The following is a 17,840-nucleotide window of genomic DNA, read 5'->3' on the forward strand; positions in this document are numbered from 1 at the left end:
TGGAGAGGCGAATAATGGGAGCGTAAAATATCCCCATCGTTTATCTGGCACCACAGGTGCGAATACAGAGGAAATCTACAATGAGTAAATGCAGTGCTGATGAAACCCCGGTTTGCTGCTGTATGGATGTTGGCACCATCATGGACAACTCCGATTGCACCGCGTCATACAGCCGTGTGTTCGCGAATCGTGCAGAGGCAGAAGAAACGCTGGCCGCTCTGACTGAGAAGGCGCGTGGCGTGGAATCTGAGCCTTGCCAAATCACCTCGACCTTTACTGAAGAGTCTGAAGGTGTGCGTCTGGATATCGACTTTGTTTTTGCCTGTGAAGCTGAAACGCTGATCTTCCAACTGGGTCTGCGTTAACCCCTTCTTTAAAAGCCCTTGTTACCCGGTAGCAAGGGCTTTTTCGTCACTGTCAGTGATTATTCACTGTGTCTTAGCTCCCACTTTCTTTTCTCCCTGCTTGGCTAAATGTAAAAAATTGGTTAAGACTGTGATCAGGTCAGACCACTTATTTTTATTTTTTACAGGGGAGTGTTATGAGTCAGGCTTTACCGCTGGTTACCCGCCAGGGCGATCGCATCGCCATCGTAAGCGGATTGCGTACGCCATTTGCCCGCCAGGCAACCGCGTTTCATGGCATTCCCGCCGTAGATTTGGGGAAAATGGTCGTTGGCGAGCTGCTGGCGCGCAGCGAAATTTCTGCTGATGTGATTGAGCAACTGGTCTTTGGCCAGGTGGTGCAAATGCCCGAAGCCCCAAATATTGCTCGTGAAATCGTGCTGGGAACCGGGATGAATGTGCACACCGATGCCTACAGCGTAAGCCGAGCCTGCGCCACCAGCTTCCAGGCGGTGGCGAATGTTGCGGAAAGCCTGATGGCGGGGACTATCCGCGCAGGAATTGCCGGCGGTGCGGACTCCTCGTCAGTTCTGCCTATTGGCGTTAGCAAAAAGCTGGCGCGGGTGCTGGTGGATGTCAATAAGGCCCGGACCACCGGTCAGCGTCTTAAGCTTTTCTCCCGACTGCGCTTACGTGACCTGATGCCCGTACCGCCAGCCGTCGCCGAGTACTCCACCGGTTTACGCATGGGGGATACGGCCGAGCAAATGGCCAAAACTTATGGGATTACGCGAGAGCAACAGGATGCCCTGGCGCACCGTTCTCATCAGCGCGCCGCTCAGGCGTGGTCTGAAGGCAAACTGGCAGATGAGGTGATGACCACCTACGCGCCACCTTTCAAAGATCCTTTTTCAGAAGATAACAATATTCGCGGTAACTCTACGCTGGCCGATTACGCCAAACTGCGTCCGGCCTTTGACCGAAAGCACGGCACCGTTACCGCGGCGAACAGTACCCCGCTAACGGACGGCGCAGCCGCCGTGATTATGATGACGGAATCGCGTGCGAAAGAGTTGGGGCTGGTGCCGCTGGGATACCTGCGTAGTTTTGCCTTTACCGCCATCGATGTCTGGCAGGACATGCTGTTGGGGCCGGCGTGGTCAACGCCGCTTGCCCTGGAGAGAGCGGGTCTGACCATGGCTGATCTAACCCTGATCGATATGCATGAAGCATTTGCCGCACAAACGCTGGCGAATCTTCAACTGCTGGGTAGCGAACGTTTTGCCCGCGAAGTGCTGGGCAGGGCGCATGCCACGGGCGAGGTCGATGACAGTAAATTTAATGTGCTGGGCGGATCGATTGCCTATGGACACCCCTTCGCCGCCACCGGTGCTCGCATGATCACCCAAACCCTCCATGAGTTACGACGCCGTGGCGGTGGTTTTGGTTTAGTGACAGCCTGTGCTGCAGGTGGTCTGGGTGCGGCAATGGTTCTGGAGGCGGAATAATGGAAATGACATCGGCTTTTACGCTAAACGTACGTCTGGATAACGTCGCTGTTGTCAACATTGATGTGCCCGGAGAGAAAATGAATACCCTGAAGGCGGAATTTGCCTCCCAGGTTCGGGTTATTCTGAAACAAATTCGCGATAACAAAGCATTACGCGGCGTGGTGTTCATTTCGGCGAAACCCGATAATTTCATTGCCGGGGCGGATATCAACATGATTGGTCGCTGTGGCAGCGCGCAGGAAGCTGAAACGCTGGCACGCCAGGGGCAGCAGATTATGGCGGAAATTAATGCCTTGCCGATCCCCGTTATCGCCGCAATTCATGGCGCCTGTCTCGGCGGTGGCCTGGAGATGGCGCTGGCGTGCCACAATCGTATTTGTACCGATGACGCTAAAACCGTACTGGGTTTACCGGAAGTGCAGCTTGGTCTGCTGCCCGGCTCTGGCGGTACCCAGCGGTTGCCCCGGCTGATTGGCGTCAGTACCGCGCTGGATATGATCCTCACCGGAAAACAACTACGTGCAAAACAGGCGCTGAAAGTGGGTTTAGTGGATGAAGTTGTACCGCATACCATTTTGCTGGAAGCGGCCGTAGAACTGGCCAAAAAGGACAGTCCCGCACACCGTACTCTGCCGGTGCGAGAGCGTGTGCTAGCGGGGCCGCTGGGGCGGGCGCTGTTGTTCCGCATGGCCAGTAAAAAGACGGCGCAAAAAACGCAGGGCAACTACCCTGCAACAGAACGTATCCTTGAGGTCATCGAAACCGGCCTGGCGCAAGGCAGCAGCAGCGGTTACGACGCCGAAGCCCGCGCGTTTGGCGAACTGGCGATGACATCTCAGTCTCAGGCGCTGCGGCACATCTTTTTTGCCAACACCGATGTGAAAAAGGATCCCGGAAGTGATGTGAAGCCCGGCCCGCTAAACAGTGTAGGCATTTTGGGCGGCGGTCTGATGGGGGGCGGTATTGCCTATGTGACGGCCTGTAAAGGCGGCTTGCCAGTGCGTATCAAAGATATAAATGCCAAGGGAATCAACCACGCGCTGAAGTACAGTTGGGATCAGCTTGAAACGAAGGTTCGCCGCCGTCATATCAAAGCCAGCGAGCGTGATAAACAGCTGGCGCTGATTTCGGGATCAACCGATTACCGTGGCTTCGCTCATCGCGACCTGGTTATTGAAGCCGTATTTGAAGATCTGGCGTTAAAACAACAGATGGTGGCAGAAGTTGAGCAAAATTGCGCATCTCATACCATTTTTGCCTCTAACACCTCATCTTTGCCAATTGGCGATATTGCGGCGAACGCTGCCAGGCCTCAACAAGTAATTGGTTTGCACTTCTTTAGCCCGGTGGAAAAAATGCCGCTGGTCGAGGTTATCCCGCATGCCACGACCTCTGAGCAGACAATTGCCACAACCGTTAAACTGGCGAAAAAGCAGGGCAAAACGCCGATAGTGGTCAGAGATAAGGCCGGATTTTATGTTAACCGCATTTTAGCGCCATACATTAACGAAGCTATTCGTATGCTGACCGAAGGCGAGCGGGTTGAAGCCATTGACGCCGCGCTGGTTAAGTTTGGTTTTCCGGTCGGGCCAATCCAACTTTTGGATGAGGTCGGAATTGATACGGGCACTAAAATTATACCAGTGCTTGAAGCTGCATATGGAGAACGTTTTAGCGCGCCTGCAAATGTTGTTGCTTCAATTTTGAATGACGATCGCAAAGGTAGAAAAAATGGTCGGGGTTTCTATCTTTATGGAGCGAAAGGGCGTAAAAGCAAAAAACAGGTCGACCCTGCAATTTATACGCTTATTGGCGTCCAGGGGCTGGGCCGACTCACCGCCGCGCAGATCGCTGAGCGGTGCGTCATGTTAATGCTCAATGAAGCCGCACGCTGTTTTGATGAGAAGATTATCCGCAGCGCGCGTGATGGCGATATCGGCGCTGTATTTGGTATTGGTTTTCCGCCCTTCCTCGGCGGCCCGTTCCGGTATATGGATTCGCTCGGCGCGGGTGAAGTGGTTGCTGCTCTGCAACGACTGACCACGCAATACGGCTCGCGGTTTACGCCGTGTGAGCAGTTATTGCAGATGGCGGAACGCGGTGAAAGATTCTGGAGTAATGGGGAAACTGACCTGAATTCATGAGGTCAAAGGTAGGATGAATCCGCACTGAATGTATGGGTCGCGCTCAAAATGTAAACAGAGATTGACTATACTTACGCCGTTGAGGTAAAAAACAGCGTTTCATTCGGTGAATGGATAAGGCACAATGCCGGCCACCACATCGTTACCACGGTCAATAGGGGCTGTGGATAAAGGTGTCGGTGATTCTGGTTAACAAAAGCGGTGCAATATGCAAGTTTTTATCATGCGTCACGGCGACGCAGCCCTCGATGCCGCCAGTGATTCGGTTCGTCCCTTAACCTCCTGTGGTTGTGACGAATCTCGCCTGATGGCGAACTGGCTGAAAGGTCAAAAAGTGGATATCGAACGTGTTCTGGTGAGCCCGTTCCTACGAGCCGAACAAACGCTGGATGTGGTGGGGGAATGTATGAACCTGCCAACCGGTGTGGATGTTTTGCCGGAGTTGACTCCCTGCGGCGATGTCGGTCTGGTCAGCGCCTATTTACAGGCTCTGGCCAATGAAGGTATCGCCACGGCGCTGGTCATCTCTCACTTACCTTTAGTGGGGTATCTGGTGTCTGAACTTTGCCCTGGCGAAACACCGCCGATGTTTACCACATCAGCGATTGCCAGCGTAACGCTTGATGAGAGCGGGAAGGGTACTTTTAACTGGCAGATGAGCCCGTGTAACCTAAAAATGGCAAAAGCGATTTAAAAAGCCTGGAATCGGATAAGGCACAGCCGTCATCCGGAAAATCAAAGAGCCGCAAATGCGGCTCTTTCTGTTTTTCTGCATCAGGGAAGTTCGGGTGGTTGCCACTCTTCCACTTCAATCAGCAGCAGCAGCGCGGCGTCGCCACCGTACTCTTTTGGCGCTTGATGAAAGGCCATCACGTGCGGATGCTGCGCCAACCAGAGCGGTGTTTGCTGCTTAAGAATATGTTTTCCGTGGCCATGCATCACGCAGGCGCAAAACACATGCTCACGACGACAGGCGGCAATCAGCGCGCCTAACTCCTGTTTGGCCTGCTGCTGGGTCAGCCCGTGCAGATCGAGAAACAGCTCCGGGGAGTAATCGCCACGGCGCATTTTCTTCAGTTCGAAATGGCTGACGTCGGCACGCAGATATCTTACCGGGCCGTCCGTATTCAGCAGCGGCTGAAACTCGTCCGAGAAATAGTGACTGGCATCAGCTTGTTCCTGCAGCAGCCTTTTAACCGGAACCTCGGTAATTTTTTTACGTAGCGGTCGGTGAACAATGGTGTCCTGTTTAATTTTACGCGTGCCGGTCATCAGCTGGCGAAACAGCGTCTGATCCTCCTCGCTGAGCGATGTTTTCTTTTTCATTCGAGAGTCTCATCTTTTATTTTTCGTTAGTTTAACCCGACTTGGCGGGCATCCGATCGCTTAAAACGCAATTTTCGCGCTCAGGCCCTGTGTGAATGCTGATTTATCGCCGTCTTCGTGGCAAACTAGCCGCCGAAATTAATACGAGCATGCCCTGGAGGAATACGTGGATAAAATTTTCGTCGATGAAGCAGTGAGTGAACTGCATACCATTCAGGACATGTTGCGTTGGGCGGTCAGCCGTTTTAGCGCGGCGAACATCTGGTATGGCCATGGCACGGATAACCCATGGGACGAGGCCGTACAACTGGTGCTGCCGTCACTTTATCTGCCGCTGGATATTCCAGAAGATATGCGTACCGCGCGTCTGACTTCCAGCGAGCGCCATCGCATTGTTGAACGCGTGATTCGCCGCGTCAACGAGCGCATTCCGGTCGCTTATTTGACCAACAAAGCCTGGTTCTGCGGGCATGAGTTTTATGTTGATGAACGCGTGCTGGTGCCACGTTCGCCGATTGGCGAGCTTATTAATAACCGCTTTGCGGGCCTTATCAATGAGCAGCCGCAGCATATCCTTGATATGTGTACCGGCAGCGGCTGTATTGCCATTGCCTGCGCCTATGCTTTCCCGGAGGCCGAAGTGGATGCGGTGGATATTTCCACCGACGCGCTGGCGGTGACCGAACACAATATTGAAGAGCACGGCCTGATCCATCATGTTACGCCGATCCGTTCCGATCTGTTCCGCGATCTGCTGAAAGTCCAGTATGACCTGATTGTGACCAATCCGCCGTATGTCGATGCGGAAGATATGTCCGATCTGCCAAACGAATATCGTCATGAACCTGAGCTGGGTCTGGCGTCCGGCAGCGATGGACTAAAACTTACCCGCCGCATTCTGGGTAACGCTCCGGACTACCTGTCGGATAACGGTATTCTGATTTGTGAAGTCGGAAACAGCATGGTACACCTGATAGAGCAATACCCGGATGTACCGTTCACCTGGCTGGAGTTCGACAACGGCGGTGAAGGTGTATTCATGCTGACCAAAGAGCAGTTAGTTGCTGCTCGCGAGCACTTCAGCATTTATAAAGACTAAATACACGCGCACATACACAACACTCATAACGGAGCCGTGATGGCAGGAAACACAATTGGGCAACTCTTTCGCGTAACCACTTTCGGTGAATCACACGGGCTGGCGCTCGGTTGTATTGTCGATGGTGTTCCGCCGGGCATTTCTCTGACAGAAGCTGACCTGCAGCACGATCTCGACAGACGCCGTCCGGGCACATCGCGCTACACTACGCAGCGTCGTGAGCCGGATCAGGTGAAAATCCTCTCCGGTGTGTTCGAGGGCGTTACCACCGGCACCAGCATTGGCCTGTTGATCGAAAATACCGATCAGCGTTCACAGGATTACGGCGCGATTAAGGACGTTTTTCGTCCAGGACACGCCGACTATACCTATGAGCAGAAGTATGGCCTGCGTGACTACCGTGGCGGCGGACGCTCATCCGCACGTGAAACGGCGATGCGCGTTGCGGCCGGAGCGATTGCCAAAAAATATCTGGCGGAAAAATTCGGTGTTGAAATTCGCGGCTGTCTGACGCAGATGGGTGATATTCCGCTGGAGATCAAAGACTGGTCCCAGGTGGAACTTAACCCGTTCTTTTGTCCAGACCCGGATAAACTCGAAGCGCTGGACGAACTGATGCGTGGGCTGAAGAAAGAGGGCGACTCCATCGGGGCGAAGGTGACCGTGGTTGCAAGCGGCGTACCAGCGGGTCTAGGCGAACCTGTATTTGACCGCCTGGATGCTGATATCGCTCACGCGCTGATGAGCATTAACGCCGTTAAAGGTGTTGAGATTGGCGACGGTTTTGACGTTGTTGCACTGCGCGGCAGCCAGAACCGTGATGAAATCACCAAAGAAGGTTTCCAGAGTAATCATGCGGGCGGCATTCTTGGTGGGATCAGCAGTGGGCAACAAATCATTGCTCATATGGCGCTGAAACCGACCTCCAGTATTACCGTTCCAGGGCGCACTATTAATCGCTTTGGTGAAGAAGTCGAAATGATCACCAAAGGTCGTCACGATCCGTGTGTTGGGATCCGCGCCGTGCCAATCGCCGAAGCGATGCTGGCGATCGTGTTGATGGATCACCTGCTGCGTCAGCGGGCGCAAAATGCGGACGTGAAGACCGATATTCCACGCTGGTAAGAGATGAAAAAAACGGCACTTGCGGCGCTGACTCTGTTTGCCAGCACCGCCTGTCTGGCGGCGACGCCCTGGCAGAAAATTACCCATCCGGTTGCAGGCAGCGCGCAGTCTATCGGCGCGTTCTCCAATGGCTGTATTGTTGGCGCAGATACGCTGCCTGTACAGTCAGAACACTATCAGGTGATGCGCACCGATCAGCGCCGTTACTTTGGCCATCCGGATCTGGTGATGTTTATCCAGCGTCTGAGTAATCAGGCCAACAATCTGGGGCTGGGTACGGTGTTAATCGGCGATATGGGCATGCCGGCCGGTGGGCGATTCAATGGCGGTCACGCCAGCCACCAGACGGGACTGGATGTAGATATTTTCCTGCAACTGCCGAAAACCCGCTGGACCCAGTCGCAACTGCTGCGGCCGCAGGCGTTAGATCTGGTCTCACAGGATGGCAAACGTGTCGTGCCGTCACTCTGGAAGCCGGAGATTTTCAGCCTGATCAGGCTGGCGGCAAAAGATAATGAAGTCACGCGTATTTTCGTGAATCCGGCGATTAAGCAGCAACTTTGTCTGGATGCAGGGACCGACAGGGACTGGTTGCGTAAAGTGCGGCCATGGTTCCAGCATCGTGCGCATATGCACGTACGGTTACGTTGTCCTGCCGACAGTCTTGAGTGCGAAGATCAACCGTTACCACCACCGGGTGACGGCTGCGGCGCGGAGCTGCAAAGCTGGTTCGAACCTCCGAAACCTGGAACCACCAAGCCTGAGAAGAAGACACCGCCGCCGTTGCCGCCTTCCTGCCAGGCGCTACTGGACGAGCATGTACTCTAATGGATCATTTTGCCTCTCTGTTTATGGTGTCGCCACTGCTGTTAGGTGTGCTTTTTTTCGTGGCGATGCTGGCAGGTTTTATTGATTCTCTGGCCGGAGGCGGTGGTTTACTCACTATCCCGGCATTGATGGCGGCCGGGATGCCACCCGCGCAAGCGCTGGCCACCAATAAGCTACAGGCCTGTGGAGGATCTATCTCTTCCTCCCTCTATTTTATTCGCCGTGGCGTGGTTAATCTGGCGGATCAGAAGCTCAATATCTTCATGACTTTTATCGGCTCAATGAGCGGCGCGCTGTTGGTTCAGCATGTGCAGTCAGATATTCTGCGCCAGATCCTGCCGGTTCTGGTTATCTGTATTGGCCTTTACTTTCTGTTGATGCCTAAAGTGGGGGAGGAGGACCGACAGCGTCGGTTGCATGGGTTGCCTTTCGCGCTGGTGGCCGGGGGCTGCGTCGGCTTTTACGATGGCTTTTTTGGTCCGGCTGCGGGGTCGTTCTACGCGCTGGCTTTTGTCATGCTGTGCGGCTACAACCTGGCGAAATCGACGGCCCACGCCAAAGTATTAAATGCCACATCGAATATCGGCGGGCTGTTGCTGTTTGCCCTCGGCGGCAAAGTGATTTGGGCGACCGGATTTGTGATGCTCATTGGCCAGTTTATTGGCGCACGGATGGGTTCACGGCTGGTGCTCAGTAAAGGACAAAAACTCATTCGGCCAATGATCGTCATTGTCTCCGCCGTGATGAGCGCCAAGCTACTTTATGATAATCATGGACAGGAGATTCTCCACTGGCTGGGGATGAACTAATGAATAATACCCATCACTACGAACAGTTAATTGAGATTTTTAACGGCTGCTTTGCCGATGAATTTAATACCCGTCTGATTAAAGGCGATGACGAACCGATCTATCTTCCTGCGGATGCGGAATTACCGTATCACCGTATCGTTTTTGCGCATGGCTATTACGCCAGCGCGTTACACGAAATTTCACACTGGTGCATCGCCGGTAAGGCGCGGCGTGAACTGGTCGACTTCGGTTACTGGTACTGTCCGGACGGACGCGACGCGAAGACGCAATGCCAGTTTGAAGATGTGGAAGTGAAGCCACAGGCGTTTGACTGGCTGTTTTGCATGGCGGCGGGCTACCCGTTTAACGTCAGTTGCGACAACCTTGAAGGGGACTTTGAACCGGATCGCGTGGTATTCCAGCGCCGTGTTCATGCTCAGGTGATGGAGTACCTGGAAAAGGGGATCCCTGAACGTCCGGCGCGCTTCATTAACGCGTTACAGAATTATTATCACACGCCTGAACTTAAGGCGGAACAATTCCCGTGGCCCGAAGCGCTCAACTGAAGTCGCTGCCACGTTTACAATGAGGAAAGAAGATGATCGCGGAGTTTGAATCACGCATTCTGGCATTAATCGACGATATGGTAGAGCACGCCAGCGATGATGAGTTGTTTGCCAGTGGCTATTTGCGTGGACACCTGACGCTGGCCGTGGCCGAACTGGACGCTGGCGAGGACCATTCCGCTGAGGCATTGTACGCCAATGTGACCAGCAGCCTGGAAAAAGCCATCAGCGCAGGCGAACTATCGCCGCGTGACCAGGCGTTAGTGAAAGAAATGTGGGACACTCTGTTCCAGAAGGCTACTGCACAATAATTGCGGTAAATTGTGCCGGATGGCGACGCTCTGGTGTCTTATCCGGCCTACCTTGTTGGGGTGTTTGTAGGCCTGATAAGCGTAGCGTCATCAGGCCATGACGAGAGGGCACCCCATCCTTTTATTTCACCGCTTTACCCTTCAATAACTTCCTGACCCACAGACGATTTGGATTTAGCGCCGCCAGCGTGCTGGCATCCATGGGAATCGGTTCATTGCTCATTTGCGACGCCAGAATTTCTGCACACAGTGGGGCAGTACACAGCCCGCGCGATCCCAGCGCGCCCAGCATAAATAAATCGGAATAAACCGGCGCGCTTACGGCGTGCTCTTTGTCTGCAGCAAGTGTGGTGTACTGGCTGAGCGTGGCGTCATAGTCCGCGACGTTGCCGACCATTGGCATGTGATCGCGCGTGGCGCAGCGCACCCCACAGCGGGCGGCATTGTCACTAACGTCTACCTCTTTTGCCCACACAGCGTTCGGGAAGCAGTCGATTAAGCGTTGACGGTTTTGTTGCTGATCGTCCTCGCGATACGCTGTCTCTTCACTCCCTCGATGATAGCTGGCGCCAATGCAGTGCTGCTGATTTTGCGGGTTGTGCGGCGTGAGGTAGCCGTCATAGCACAGCACCTGACGTAACGCTGAAAGTGCAGGTGTGGTGGGAATATGACTCACCTGACCGCCCACGGAGTACACCGGTAGTGGCTGCGTTTGCTCAAAGCTGCTAATGAGATGGCCGTTAGCCAGAACGACTGCTGCGTGAGAGGCGGTTTCTCCACTGGAAAACTGCAATTGCCAGCTTGCTGTCTGGCGAGTCAGTGAGGCCAGCGTATGTTGGTAGCGGGTGCGTAATCCCAGGGTTGTTGCATAGTCCAGTACCGCGGCGGTTAACTGCGCCGGGTACAGCCATCCTCCGGCTGGATACTGAATCCCGCCGCATCCGGTTTCCACACCTGTTGTTTGTAAAACCTGCTGTGCGTCAACCCCGACGGCGAGCGCAGCGGGCAGTTCAAGGGACAGCATCTGGGTGATTTTTTGCTGGCTTTTCTCATCCCACGCGAGTTGCGTCACGCCGCACCAGTCATGCGCGAACTCAACGGGGAGGGCGTCATACAGTCGACGGGCAAAGGTAAACGCAGTGGGGAAAAAGAGATTAATGGCTGCGTCATGTTTGCTAAGTAGGGGGTAGAGCGCCCCCTGGCGATTACCGGATGCGCCCCCGGCAGGTTTATCGTCGGCGCAATACAGCGTTACCTGCCAGCCGCGGCGCAATAACGCCAGTGACAGCAATGCGCTGGCAATTCCTCCACCAATAATGGCGGCTTCGCGCTTATCTGTTCCCGTACGCGCAAACCATGGCGCCGAGGACGTGAGCGTCTGAGTCTGTTCCATCACGCCACAGAGCATTTCGCGTTTGCGCCCAAAGCCTTTGCATTTTTGCATTGTAAATCCGGCTTCCTGCAACCCCCGACGTACAAAGCCTGCCGATGTAAAGGTTGCCAGCGTCCCGCCGGGACGAGCCAGTCGGGCCATCGCGTTAAACAGCGTTGGCGTCCACATATCCGGGTTTTTTGCCGGTGCGAAACCGTCCAGGAACCAGGCGTCCACCTTTTGATTCAGAGAGTCATCCAGCGTACTGGTCAGTTCGTTAATATCGCCAAACCACAGATCCAGCGTGACGCGCCCATCATCAAGCAGCAGGCGATGACATCCCGCCAGCGGCAACGGCCATTGTTCTTGCAGTGCCGTGGCCCACGGGGCAAGTTCTGGCCAGTGCTGGTGGGCTAAGGTGAGATCTTCACGCGTCAGCGGATATTTTTCAAAGCTGATGAAATGTAATCTTTCCAGGGTAGCTTCTGGGTGGGTATCGCGAAAATCGGCAAATGCCTGCCAGAGCGTGAGGAAGTTAAGTCCGGTGCCAAACCCGCTTTCTGCCACCACGAAGAGAGGACGTGAATGCGCAGGGAATCGTTGTGCGAGATGGTTACCGCCGAGAAAGACGTAACGTGTCTCTTCCAGCCCGTTATCATTAGAAAAATAGACATCGTCAAAATCTCGGGAAACAGGTGTACCCTCAGCGTTGAATTCAAGGTTGGCAGGTTGTATAGCGTATTGTTTCACGTAAGTTACTCGTCTGACAGGCTGTGCCCCGATCTTAGCGATGAGTGCCTGGCTGCGCAAATTTCCACATAAAATGGCTGATCGGACTTGTTCGGCGTACAAGTGTACGCTATTGTGCCACTCGAAACTTTAAAATAGTGCGACTTACAGAGGTATTGAATGAAACGTGCAGTGATTACTGGCTTGGGCATCGTTTCCAGCATCGGTAATAACCAGCAGGAAGTCCTGGCATCTCTGCGTGAAGGACGTTCAGGGATCACTTTCTCTCAGGAGCTGAAGGACTCCGGCATGCGTAGCCACGTTTGGGGCAACGTAAAACTGGATACCACTGGCCTCATTGACCGCAAAGTAGTGCGCTTCATGAGCGACGCATCCATCTATGCATTCCTATCAATGGAGCAGGCAGTGGCTGATGCCGGCTTGGCTGCAGAAGATTACCAGAACAACCCGCGCGTTGGCCTGATTGCAGGTTCCGGCGGCGGCTCCCCACGTTTTCAGGTGTTCGGCGCTGACGCAATGCGTAGCCCACGTGGTCTGAAAGCGGTTGGCCCGTATGTGGTCACCAAAGCGATGGCGTCCGGCGTTTCTGCCTGCCTCGCAACGCCGTTCAAAATCCACGGCGTAAACTACTCCATCAGTTCTGCCTGTGCGACATCTGCGCACTGCATCGGCAACGCGGTAGAACAAATTCAGTTGGGCAAACAGGATATCGTTTTTGCTGGCGGCGGCGAAGAGCTGTGCTGGGAAATGGCGTGTGAATTCGATGCAATGGGCGCGCTGTCTACCAAATACAACGACGATCCGTCAAAAGCTTCCCGTACCTATGACGCAAACCGCGACGGTTTCGTTATTGCTGGCGGCGGCGGTATGGTCGTGGTTGAAGAACTGGAGCACGCTCTGGCACGTGGCGCGCACATCTATGCGGAAATCGTCGGTTACGGCGCAACGTCCGATGGCGCAGACATGGTTGCTCCGTCTGGCGAAGGCGCAGTACGTTGCATGCAGATGGCGATGCACGGTGTAGACACGCCGATCGACTACCTGAACTCTCACGGTACCTCGACTCCGGTTGGCGACGTGAAAGAACTGGGCGCAATCCGCGAAGTGTTTGGCAACAACAGCCCGGCAATCTCCGCAACCAAAGCGATGACCGGTCACTCACTGGGCGCGGCTGGCGTGCAGGAAGCTATCTACTCTCTGCTGATGCTGGAACATGGCTTTATCGCGCCAAGCATCAACATTGAAGAGCTGGATGAGCAGGCGGCAGGTCTGAACATCGTGACCAAACCGACCGAGCAGGCGCTGACCACCGTGATGTCCAACAGCTTCGGCTTTGGCGGCACCAACGCTACGCTGGTTATGCGTAAGCTGAAGGCGTAAGTCTCAGCTTGAATACGAAAAAAGGGAGCCAACAGGCTCCCTTTTTACTGTGTTTACTTCGGCATTTTTTCGTATTCCGTCGCGATCTCAGCGGACCATGCTCTGGCTCGCGTAATTTCTCCGGCATTGTAAATGGGCTGCTCGTAATGACGACCCGCGTCCCGGACACGATAAATTTTCCACCGTCCTTCCTCCCAACGGGTATAAACCTCCAGTCGAATAGGGGCTGACTCAGTGCCTAACTGCAGGTTCAGTTTTTCACCGCCGAGGAATGGCTGCGCCTGTCCAACCCGCAACAGCGGGATCCATGCCGGTGCGTAATCCTGCACATACATAAAGTAGTCCGCTTGCACGATCTCCTGCTCATAAAGCGTATCAATTAGCGCCAGACGCCCGATAACCTCTTTGGCGACATAGCGTTGCAGTAATGCTGATGTTTCGCGGGGCGCATCCGGATCCTGAGTGTAGTTCTTCATCCACGAAAGATAGAACTGTTTCACATCCTGCGTGCTGTCACGGTGAGAAGGGGTACAGCCACAAATCAGCAGGATGAGAACAATCAGTGGAAAGGCTTTCATTACTTCTTCCTGTAAATGGTGTATGACGGCTTTGCGGTCCGATAACCCGGACCGGCCCACATGTCTCGCTGTTTGAAGTCGGAATACCAGTCATGACCGTCATATATCGCCATGTGACCGCTCGGGTTTCCATTAGCATAAGGTTGAATGATGATGACATCCCCTTCGCGCGGCTCTTCAAGCGCGCCAATGGCGCTGAAACCGGCGTTTTTCAGCATCGGACCATAATCTTTGGCATGGTAAGTGCGCCCAAGAGTAACGCCGCCTGCCTGAACAGCTTTGCGGGTATATTCCGCACAGCGCCCTTGTGAATGTGAACTCGCGTGCGATTTGGCGTAATTGACCGCCACCTTTTTATCCCAACTCATAACGACTCCTGTTAATAACATACGTAATAGCAATTACGTGATGCTTTAACAGTATTTACGCAATTGGAAATGGCAAATAGTGCTATTAATATTCTCAATATATTAAGCTGGGATATTTATTAATTTATATGCTCGTTAAATTACGAGTGATCTATTTAATATTCAGTATTACTTGTTTTATCCTCTGGCTGCTGGCGTGGATAGCGTGACGGCCAAATCACGTCTGGCGAGGTTTCGAGCGCCTGCGCAATGATCTGCTCCGCTCTGGGCCAGCTTCGGGTAAATACATTGCGCAGTGAATCGGGCGATAATCCAGCCGCACGAGAAAGATCTCTGAGCGTGATTCCTTTTTTTTCCAGTGCACTTTTAATATCTGCACGATGCCAGTCTTGGCTTTTGTGTTCCATTCTGTAATCCTAAGGAAATGTGTTATCGGCGCCGATATTTTTCAGGGTATAAACCAGAGAAACAAAAGAATGTAACTTTCTTTTTGGTCACTGGAATATTGCCAGAATAAAACTGAAATTTCGCGTAAAAGAAAAAATATTTTTTATTCCACAGGCAGAAAGGAAAGAAACTAATGGCAAAAGAGTGGTTCACGGTAAAGGAATGTCTTGAATTGCCGGGGTTTCCAGGAAGCGCGCCTGCGGTTCGTTCCCGTTTAAACATGTACAGTGAAGGCAAAGAGGGCGTGAAGCGCAAACGTGTTAAATCAAAGGCTGAGGAGTTTCATATCTCCATTTTCCCTTTGTATCTCCGTCCTTACCTGAAAGAAACTGAAAAGGTGCTGGCCTTAGAGAGCCGTTGCGTACAGGAAGCGGAACCGAAAGAGATCTGGGATATGATGTTCAGACTGCTGACGCCGGGGCAGCGCAAGCAGGTGACCGGACTGTTTGGCACAAAAGGAATTGATGCGGTATTTCCTTTTTTATTCGACGAAAAGTCGTCTTTACCGTGAACCGACCTGGTGAGATTTCAGGGTTGACAAATTTAGTGGCTCACAGGCAGACTTCGCACTCAACATTATCTATCTGATAATGCGTAAGCGTTTAACGTTATCCAACGCACCTTAATCCTGAAAGTCAGGTAGAGGGGGCGTGGACATTCCTCGCCTTACTCTGCATTTTGGAGTAACGCATGACAGCTGTAACCCAACAAGAAAAAACACCTTCGGCGAACTTTTCGCTGTTTCGTATCGCTTTTGCAGTTTTCCTGACCTATATGACGGTCGGCCTACCTTTGCCCGTTATTCCTCTGTTTGTGCATCAGGAGCTGGGCTATGGCAACACCATGGTTGGTATCGCCGTAGGCGTACAGTTTCTGGCAACGGTATTAACGCGCGGCTACGCCGGGCGCTTAGCCGATCAATATGGCGCCAAACGTTCGGCGCTACAGGGGATGTTTGCCTGTGGGTTGGCGGGCGCGGCGTGGCTGTTAGCCGCGCTATTGCCTGTCTCTGTCCCTGTAAAATTTGCATTGTTAATCGTCGGGCGTTTGATCCTCGGTTTTGGCGAAAGCCAACTGCTCACCGGAACGCTGACCTGGGGGCTTGGGCTGGTCGGTCCAACACGCTCGGGTAAGGTGATGTCGTGGAACGGGATGGCTATTTACGGTGCGCTGGCCGCCGGTGCGCCGCTGGGCTTGCTGATCCATAGCCACTTTGGCTTCGCGGCGCTGGCGGGAACGACAATGGTATTACCGCTGCTGGCATGGGCATTCAACGGCACCGTTCGCAAAGTGCCTGCTCATGCAGGAGAACGCCCTTCTTTATGGAGCGTGGTAGGGCTTATCTGGAAACCGGGCCTGGGCCTGGCGCTGCAGGGCGTTGGCTTTGCGGTGATCGGTACGTTTATTTCACTCTATTTTGTCAGCAACGGCTGGACGATGGCGGGGTTCACCCTGACCGCGTTTGGCGGGGCGTTTGTGCTGATGCGCATTCTGTTTGGCTGGATGCCGGATCGGTTCGGAGGCGTGAAGGTAGCCGTTGTCTCCTTACTGGTTGAAACCGCGGGGCTGATTCTGCTGTGGCAGGCCCCATCAGCATGGATTGCGCTGCTCGGGGCGGCATTAACCGGGGCAGGGTGTTCGCTTATCTTCCCGGCATTGGGCGTAGAGGTTGTGAAGCGAGTGCCCGCGCAGGTTCGCGGTACGGCGCTGGGCGGTTACGCCGCGTTTCAGGATATCTCCTACGGCATAAGCGGCCCGGTCGCCGGGGTGCTGGCCACCGCGTACGGTTATCCCTCGGTATTCCTTGCCGGAGCGATATCCGCCGTGGTGGGGATTGTCGTGACGCTGCTTACGCTGCGCAAAGGTTAAGCGACCAGCCAGAAAATGGCTAATGCGATCATTAACGCGACAAACAGCAGTCCCGGTCGTGCCGACAGAGATTTTACCGTTTCAATCATCGGCGCGAACGGGCTGTAAATAGGCTGAAGATGGCGCGGATCGTTTAGCTCGCGTTCCCGTTCTACGCGGCGCAGGAAGATTTGATTCAGCAAGTCCTGCACCTGCACCGTGGTCAGAATCGTTTGTGGTTGGATCTGATACGTCTGCTGCGCGTACTCTTTTATTGCCGTCAGCTCATTCGGCTCTAATGGCAGCTTCAGGGCCGCCTGGAGCGTTTGTAGCGTCGGGGCGCTTTGTAGGCTGAGCGTCTGGCGCGCCTGCAGCCAGGTGACCAGATGAGTAAACTGTTTGGCGGGGATCAGCTCACCGCTTTTTACGCCAGACAGCTCTAACATTGACTGCCAGATCATCTTACCTGACTCTCCCGTGGCCGCCGCCAGTTTGGTAACCAACTGGTTCAGCGTATTGTGCTCTGCGGGTAACAACGGACGATCGGTGGCCGGGCGCTGTTGCGGTTGCGGTATAGAAAGCTGCCCTTGTTGCAGCAGCGTGAGCACGTTCTTCAATTGCTCAGGCGTGAGCTGGCTGAGCGCCGTTTGCCCATACTGCTGACGGATAAAATCACTTACCGCCTGGCGGTTATTTCCCTGACTCAGTAATTCAGTGAGTTGTGAGAGAACCTGACGATTAGCATGATTTTGCTGAGCAACACCCAGCCGCTGGTTCAGGTTTTGCTCCGCGGCAGGAAAGTGACGTGATTGCAGCGGCGTATCACTTTTGACGCCCAGATCGTGCTTCATTCCGGCCCACACCTCGGCGCTTTGCTGTTGGGTGAGTGAAATCAGACGGGTAATCAGTCGTTCCAGCACAGTACGTTGTTGTGTGGATAACGGTTGTTCACCCGCAGCAGAAGGGGCATTTTGGCCTTCGCCGGGAGGGCGTGCGGGTGTACCTGAAATGGGCTGCATCATCTCTGTTCCTTAAATCTGTGCTGACCAGGT

The 17,840-nt window shown here is 53.9% G+C and carries 19 protein-coding genes; 13 read left to right on the forward strand and 6 right to left on the reverse strand.

Annotated features, from left to right (window positions below; genetic code table 11):
• The first annotated feature begins 80 nt into the window (after positions 1 to 80).
• The 4 genes from HV311_RS07330 (at position 81) to sixA (ending at position 4,693) form a co-directional block, all read left to right on the forward strand.
• Positions 81 to 365: a YfcZ/YiiS family protein gene (locus HV311_RS07330; protein ID WP_003834838.1), complete on the forward strand. Its 285-nt coding sequence runs from the start codon at positions 81 to 83 to the stop codon at positions 363 to 365.
• A 176-nt stretch (positions 366 to 541) separates the two neighbouring features.
• Entirely contained in the window at positions 542 to 1,852 is a 1,311-nt protein-coding gene (gene fadI, locus HV311_RS07335; protein WP_016153879.1) for an acetyl-CoA C-acyltransferase FadI, read from the forward strand.
• The gene (gene fadJ / locus HV311_RS07340) at positions 1,852 to 3,999 is read left to right on the forward strand and encodes a fatty acid oxidation complex subunit alpha FadJ (protein WP_191220915.1); all 2,148 of its coding nucleotides are present in this window, start codon (positions 1,852 to 1,854) and stop codon (positions 3,997 to 3,999) included. Before fadI ends, fadJ begins: the two co-directional genes overlap by 1 nt.
• Before the next feature lie 208 nt (positions 4,000 to 4,207).
• Positions 4,208 to 4,693 (forward strand): phosphohistidine phosphatase SixA, encoded by a 486-nt coding sequence (gene sixA / locus HV311_RS07345; protein WP_003028179.1) that lies wholly within the window; start codon positions 4,208 to 4,210, stop codon positions 4,691 to 4,693.
• An 80-nt stretch (positions 4,694 to 4,773) separates the two neighbouring features.
• On the opposite strand, the gene smrB is transcribed toward sixA, so the two are convergent.
• Positions 4,774 to 5,325: an endonuclease SmrB gene (gene smrB, locus HV311_RS07350; RefSeq protein ID WP_016157059.1), complete on the reverse strand. Its 552-nt coding sequence runs from the start codon at positions 5,323 to 5,325 to the stop codon at positions 4,774 to 4,776.
• Positions 5,326 to 5,491: 166 nt separating this feature from the next.
• Here smrB and prmB point away from each other — a divergent pair, with 166 nt between their 5' ends.
• From prmB to HV311_RS07380, 6 genes are read left to right on the forward strand one after another with little or no spacing between them, the layout of a single operon-like run.
• Positions 5,492 to 6,424, forward strand: coding sequence for a 50S ribosomal protein L3 N(5)-glutamine methyltransferase (prmB, locus tag HV311_RS07355; RefSeq protein WP_016157058.1), 933 nt, complete (start codon positions 5,492 to 5,494; stop codon positions 6,422 to 6,424).
• A gap of 39 nt (positions 6,425 to 6,463) precedes the next feature.
• Positions 6,464 to 7,549 (forward strand): chorismate synthase, encoded by a 1,086-nt coding sequence (aroC, locus tag HV311_RS07360; protein WP_003028170.1) that lies wholly within the window; start codon positions 6,464 to 6,466, stop codon positions 7,547 to 7,549.
• A gap of 3 nt (positions 7,550 to 7,552) precedes the next feature.
• Positions 7,553 to 8,377, forward strand: coding sequence for a penicillin-insensitive murein endopeptidase (gene mepA / locus HV311_RS07365; RefSeq protein ID WP_137351911.1), 825 nt, complete (start codon positions 7,553 to 7,555; stop codon positions 8,375 to 8,377).
• The gene (locus HV311_RS07370; RefSeq protein ID WP_016153874.1) at positions 8,377 to 9,186 is read left to right on the forward strand and encodes a sulfite exporter TauE/SafE family protein; all 810 of its coding nucleotides are present in this window, start codon (positions 8,377 to 8,379) and stop codon (positions 9,184 to 9,186) included. Before mepA ends, HV311_RS07370 begins: the two co-directional genes overlap by 1 nt.
• Positions 9,186 to 9,734: an elongation factor P hydroxylase gene (locus tag HV311_RS07375; protein WP_016153873.1), complete on the forward strand. Its 549-nt coding sequence runs from the start codon at positions 9,186 to 9,188 to the stop codon at positions 9,732 to 9,734. Before HV311_RS07370 ends, HV311_RS07375 begins: the two co-directional genes overlap by 1 nt.
• Before the next feature lie 32 nt (positions 9,735 to 9,766).
• Positions 9,767 to 10,045, forward strand: coding sequence for a YfcL family protein (locus HV311_RS07380; RefSeq protein ID WP_016157057.1), 279 nt, complete (start codon positions 9,767 to 9,769; stop codon positions 10,043 to 10,045).
• 121 nt (positions 10,046 to 10,166) lie between these two features.
• Here HV311_RS07380 and mnmC read toward each other — a convergent pair whose 3' ends face one another.
• Positions 10,167 to 12,167 (reverse strand): bifunctional tRNA (5-methylaminomethyl-2-thiouridine)(34)-methyltransferase MnmD/FAD-dependent 5-carboxymethylaminomethyl-2-thiouridine(34) oxidoreductase MnmC, encoded by a 2,001-nt coding sequence (gene mnmC / locus HV311_RS07385; protein WP_169329941.1) that lies wholly within the window; start codon positions 12,165 to 12,167, stop codon positions 10,167 to 10,169.
• A 159-nt stretch (positions 12,168 to 12,326) separates the two neighbouring features.
• Between mnmC and fabB the strand changes: the two genes are divergently transcribed.
• Positions 12,327 to 13,547 carry a beta-ketoacyl-ACP synthase I gene (gene fabB / locus HV311_RS07390; protein WP_016157055.1) on the forward strand — a complete coding sequence of 407 codons (1,221 nt, stop codon included), beginning with the start codon at positions 12,327 to 12,329 and terminating at the stop codon, positions 13,545 to 13,547.
• Between the two features lie 53 nt (positions 13,548 to 13,600).
• On the opposite strand, the gene HV311_RS07395 is transcribed toward fabB, so the two are convergent.
• From HV311_RS07395 to HV311_RS07405, 3 genes are all read right to left on the reverse strand, one after another.
• Positions 13,601 to 14,125: a YbjP/YqhG family protein gene (locus tag HV311_RS07395; RefSeq protein WP_191220916.1), complete on the reverse strand. Its 525-nt coding sequence runs from the start codon at positions 14,123 to 14,125 to the stop codon at positions 13,601 to 13,603.
• On the reverse strand, positions 14,125 to 14,493 hold the full coding sequence (locus tag HV311_RS07400; RefSeq protein ID WP_016153868.1) for an NlpC/P60 family protein: 369 nt from the start codon (positions 14,491 to 14,493) through the stop codon (positions 14,125 to 14,127). Before HV311_RS07400 ends, HV311_RS07395 begins: the two co-directional genes overlap by 1 nt.
• A 155-nt stretch (positions 14,494 to 14,648) precedes the next feature.
• Positions 14,649 to 14,900, reverse strand: coding sequence for a helix-turn-helix domain-containing protein (locus HV311_RS07405; protein WP_016153867.1), 252 nt, complete (start codon positions 14,898 to 14,900; stop codon positions 14,649 to 14,651).
• Positions 14,901 to 15,073: 173 nt separating this feature from the next.
• On the opposite strand from HV311_RS07405, the gene HV311_RS07410 reads away from it, so the two are divergent.
• Positions 15,074 to 15,451 carry a hypothetical protein gene (locus tag HV311_RS07410; RefSeq protein WP_181627166.1) on the forward strand — a complete coding sequence of 126 codons (378 nt, stop codon included), beginning with the start codon at positions 15,074 to 15,076 and terminating at the stop codon, positions 15,449 to 15,451.
• 179 nt (positions 15,452 to 15,630) lie between these two features.
• Positions 15,631 to 16,809, forward strand: coding sequence for an MFS transporter (locus tag HV311_RS07415; protein WP_016153865.1), 1,179 nt, complete (start codon positions 15,631 to 15,633; stop codon positions 16,807 to 16,809).
• Here HV311_RS07415 and flk read toward each other — a convergent pair.
• Complete coding sequence (gene flk, locus HV311_RS07420; RefSeq protein ID WP_016153864.1) at positions 16,806 to 17,807, reverse strand: flagella biosynthesis regulator Flk; 1,002 nt, start codon at positions 17,805 to 17,807, stop codon at positions 16,806 to 16,808. The genes HV311_RS07415 and flk overlap by 4 nt on opposite strands.
• Between the last annotated feature and the right edge of the window lie 33 nt (positions 17,808 to 17,840).

Origin of the sequence: Citrobacter sp. RHBSTW-00881, assembly GCF_013728515.1 — a bacterium.
GTDB lineage: Bacteria > Pseudomonadota > Gammaproteobacteria > Enterobacterales > Enterobacteriaceae > Citrobacter > Citrobacter braakii.

Coding starts and splice junctions, on each gene's coding strand:
- HV311_RS07330 (WP_003834838.1), top strand. CDS start 81: ATGAGTAAATGCAGTGCTGATGAAACCCCGGTTTGCTGCTGTATGGAT.
- fadI (WP_016153879.1), top strand. CDS start 542: ATGAGTCAGGCTTTACCGCTGGTTACCCGCCAGGGCGATCGCATCGCC.
- fadJ (WP_191220915.1), top strand. CDS start 1,852: ATGGAAATGACATCGGCTTTTACGCTAAACGTACGTCTGGATAACGTC.
- sixA (WP_003028179.1), top strand. CDS start 4,208: ATGCAAGTTTTTATCATGCGTCACGGCGACGCAGCCCTCGATGCCGCC.
- smrB (WP_016157059.1), bottom strand. CDS start 5,325: ATGAAAAAGAAAACATCGCTCAGCGAGGAGGATCAGACGCTGTTTCGC.
- aroC (WP_003028170.1), top strand. CDS start 6,464: ATGGCAGGAAACACAATTGGGCAACTCTTTCGCGTAACCACTTTCGGT.
- mepA (WP_137351911.1), top strand. CDS start 7,553: ATGAAAAAAACGGCACTTGCGGCGCTGACTCTGTTTGCCAGCACCGCC.
- HV311_RS07370 (WP_016153874.1), top strand. CDS start 8,377: ATGGATCATTTTGCCTCTCTGTTTATGGTGTCGCCACTGCTGTTAGGT.
- HV311_RS07375 (WP_016153873.1), top strand. CDS start 9,186: ATGAATAATACCCATCACTACGAACAGTTAATTGAGATTTTTAACGGC.
- HV311_RS07380 (WP_016157057.1), top strand. CDS start 9,767: ATGATCGCGGAGTTTGAATCACGCATTCTGGCATTAATCGACGATATG.
- fabB (WP_016157055.1), top strand. CDS start 12,327: ATGAAACGTGCAGTGATTACTGGCTTGGGCATCGTTTCCAGCATCGGT.
- HV311_RS07395 (WP_191220916.1), bottom strand. CDS start 14,125: ATGAAAGCCTTTCCACTGATTGTTCTCATCCTGCTGATTTGTGGCTGT.
- HV311_RS07400 (WP_016153868.1), bottom strand. CDS start 14,493: ATGAGTTGGGATAAAAAGGTGGCGGTCAATTACGCCAAATCGCACGCG.
- HV311_RS07405 (WP_016153867.1), bottom strand. CDS start 14,900: ATGGAACACAAAAGCCAAGACTGGCATCGTGCAGATATTAAAAGTGCA.
- HV311_RS07410 (WP_181627166.1), top strand. CDS start 15,074: ATGGCAAAAGAGTGGTTCACGGTAAAGGAATGTCTTGAATTGCCGGGG.
- HV311_RS07415 (WP_016153865.1), top strand. CDS start 15,631: ATGACAGCTGTAACCCAACAAGAAAAAACACCTTCGGCGAACTTTTCG.
- flk (WP_016153864.1), bottom strand. CDS start 17,807: ATGCAGCCCATTTCAGGTACACCCGCACGCCCTCCCGGCGAAGGCCAA.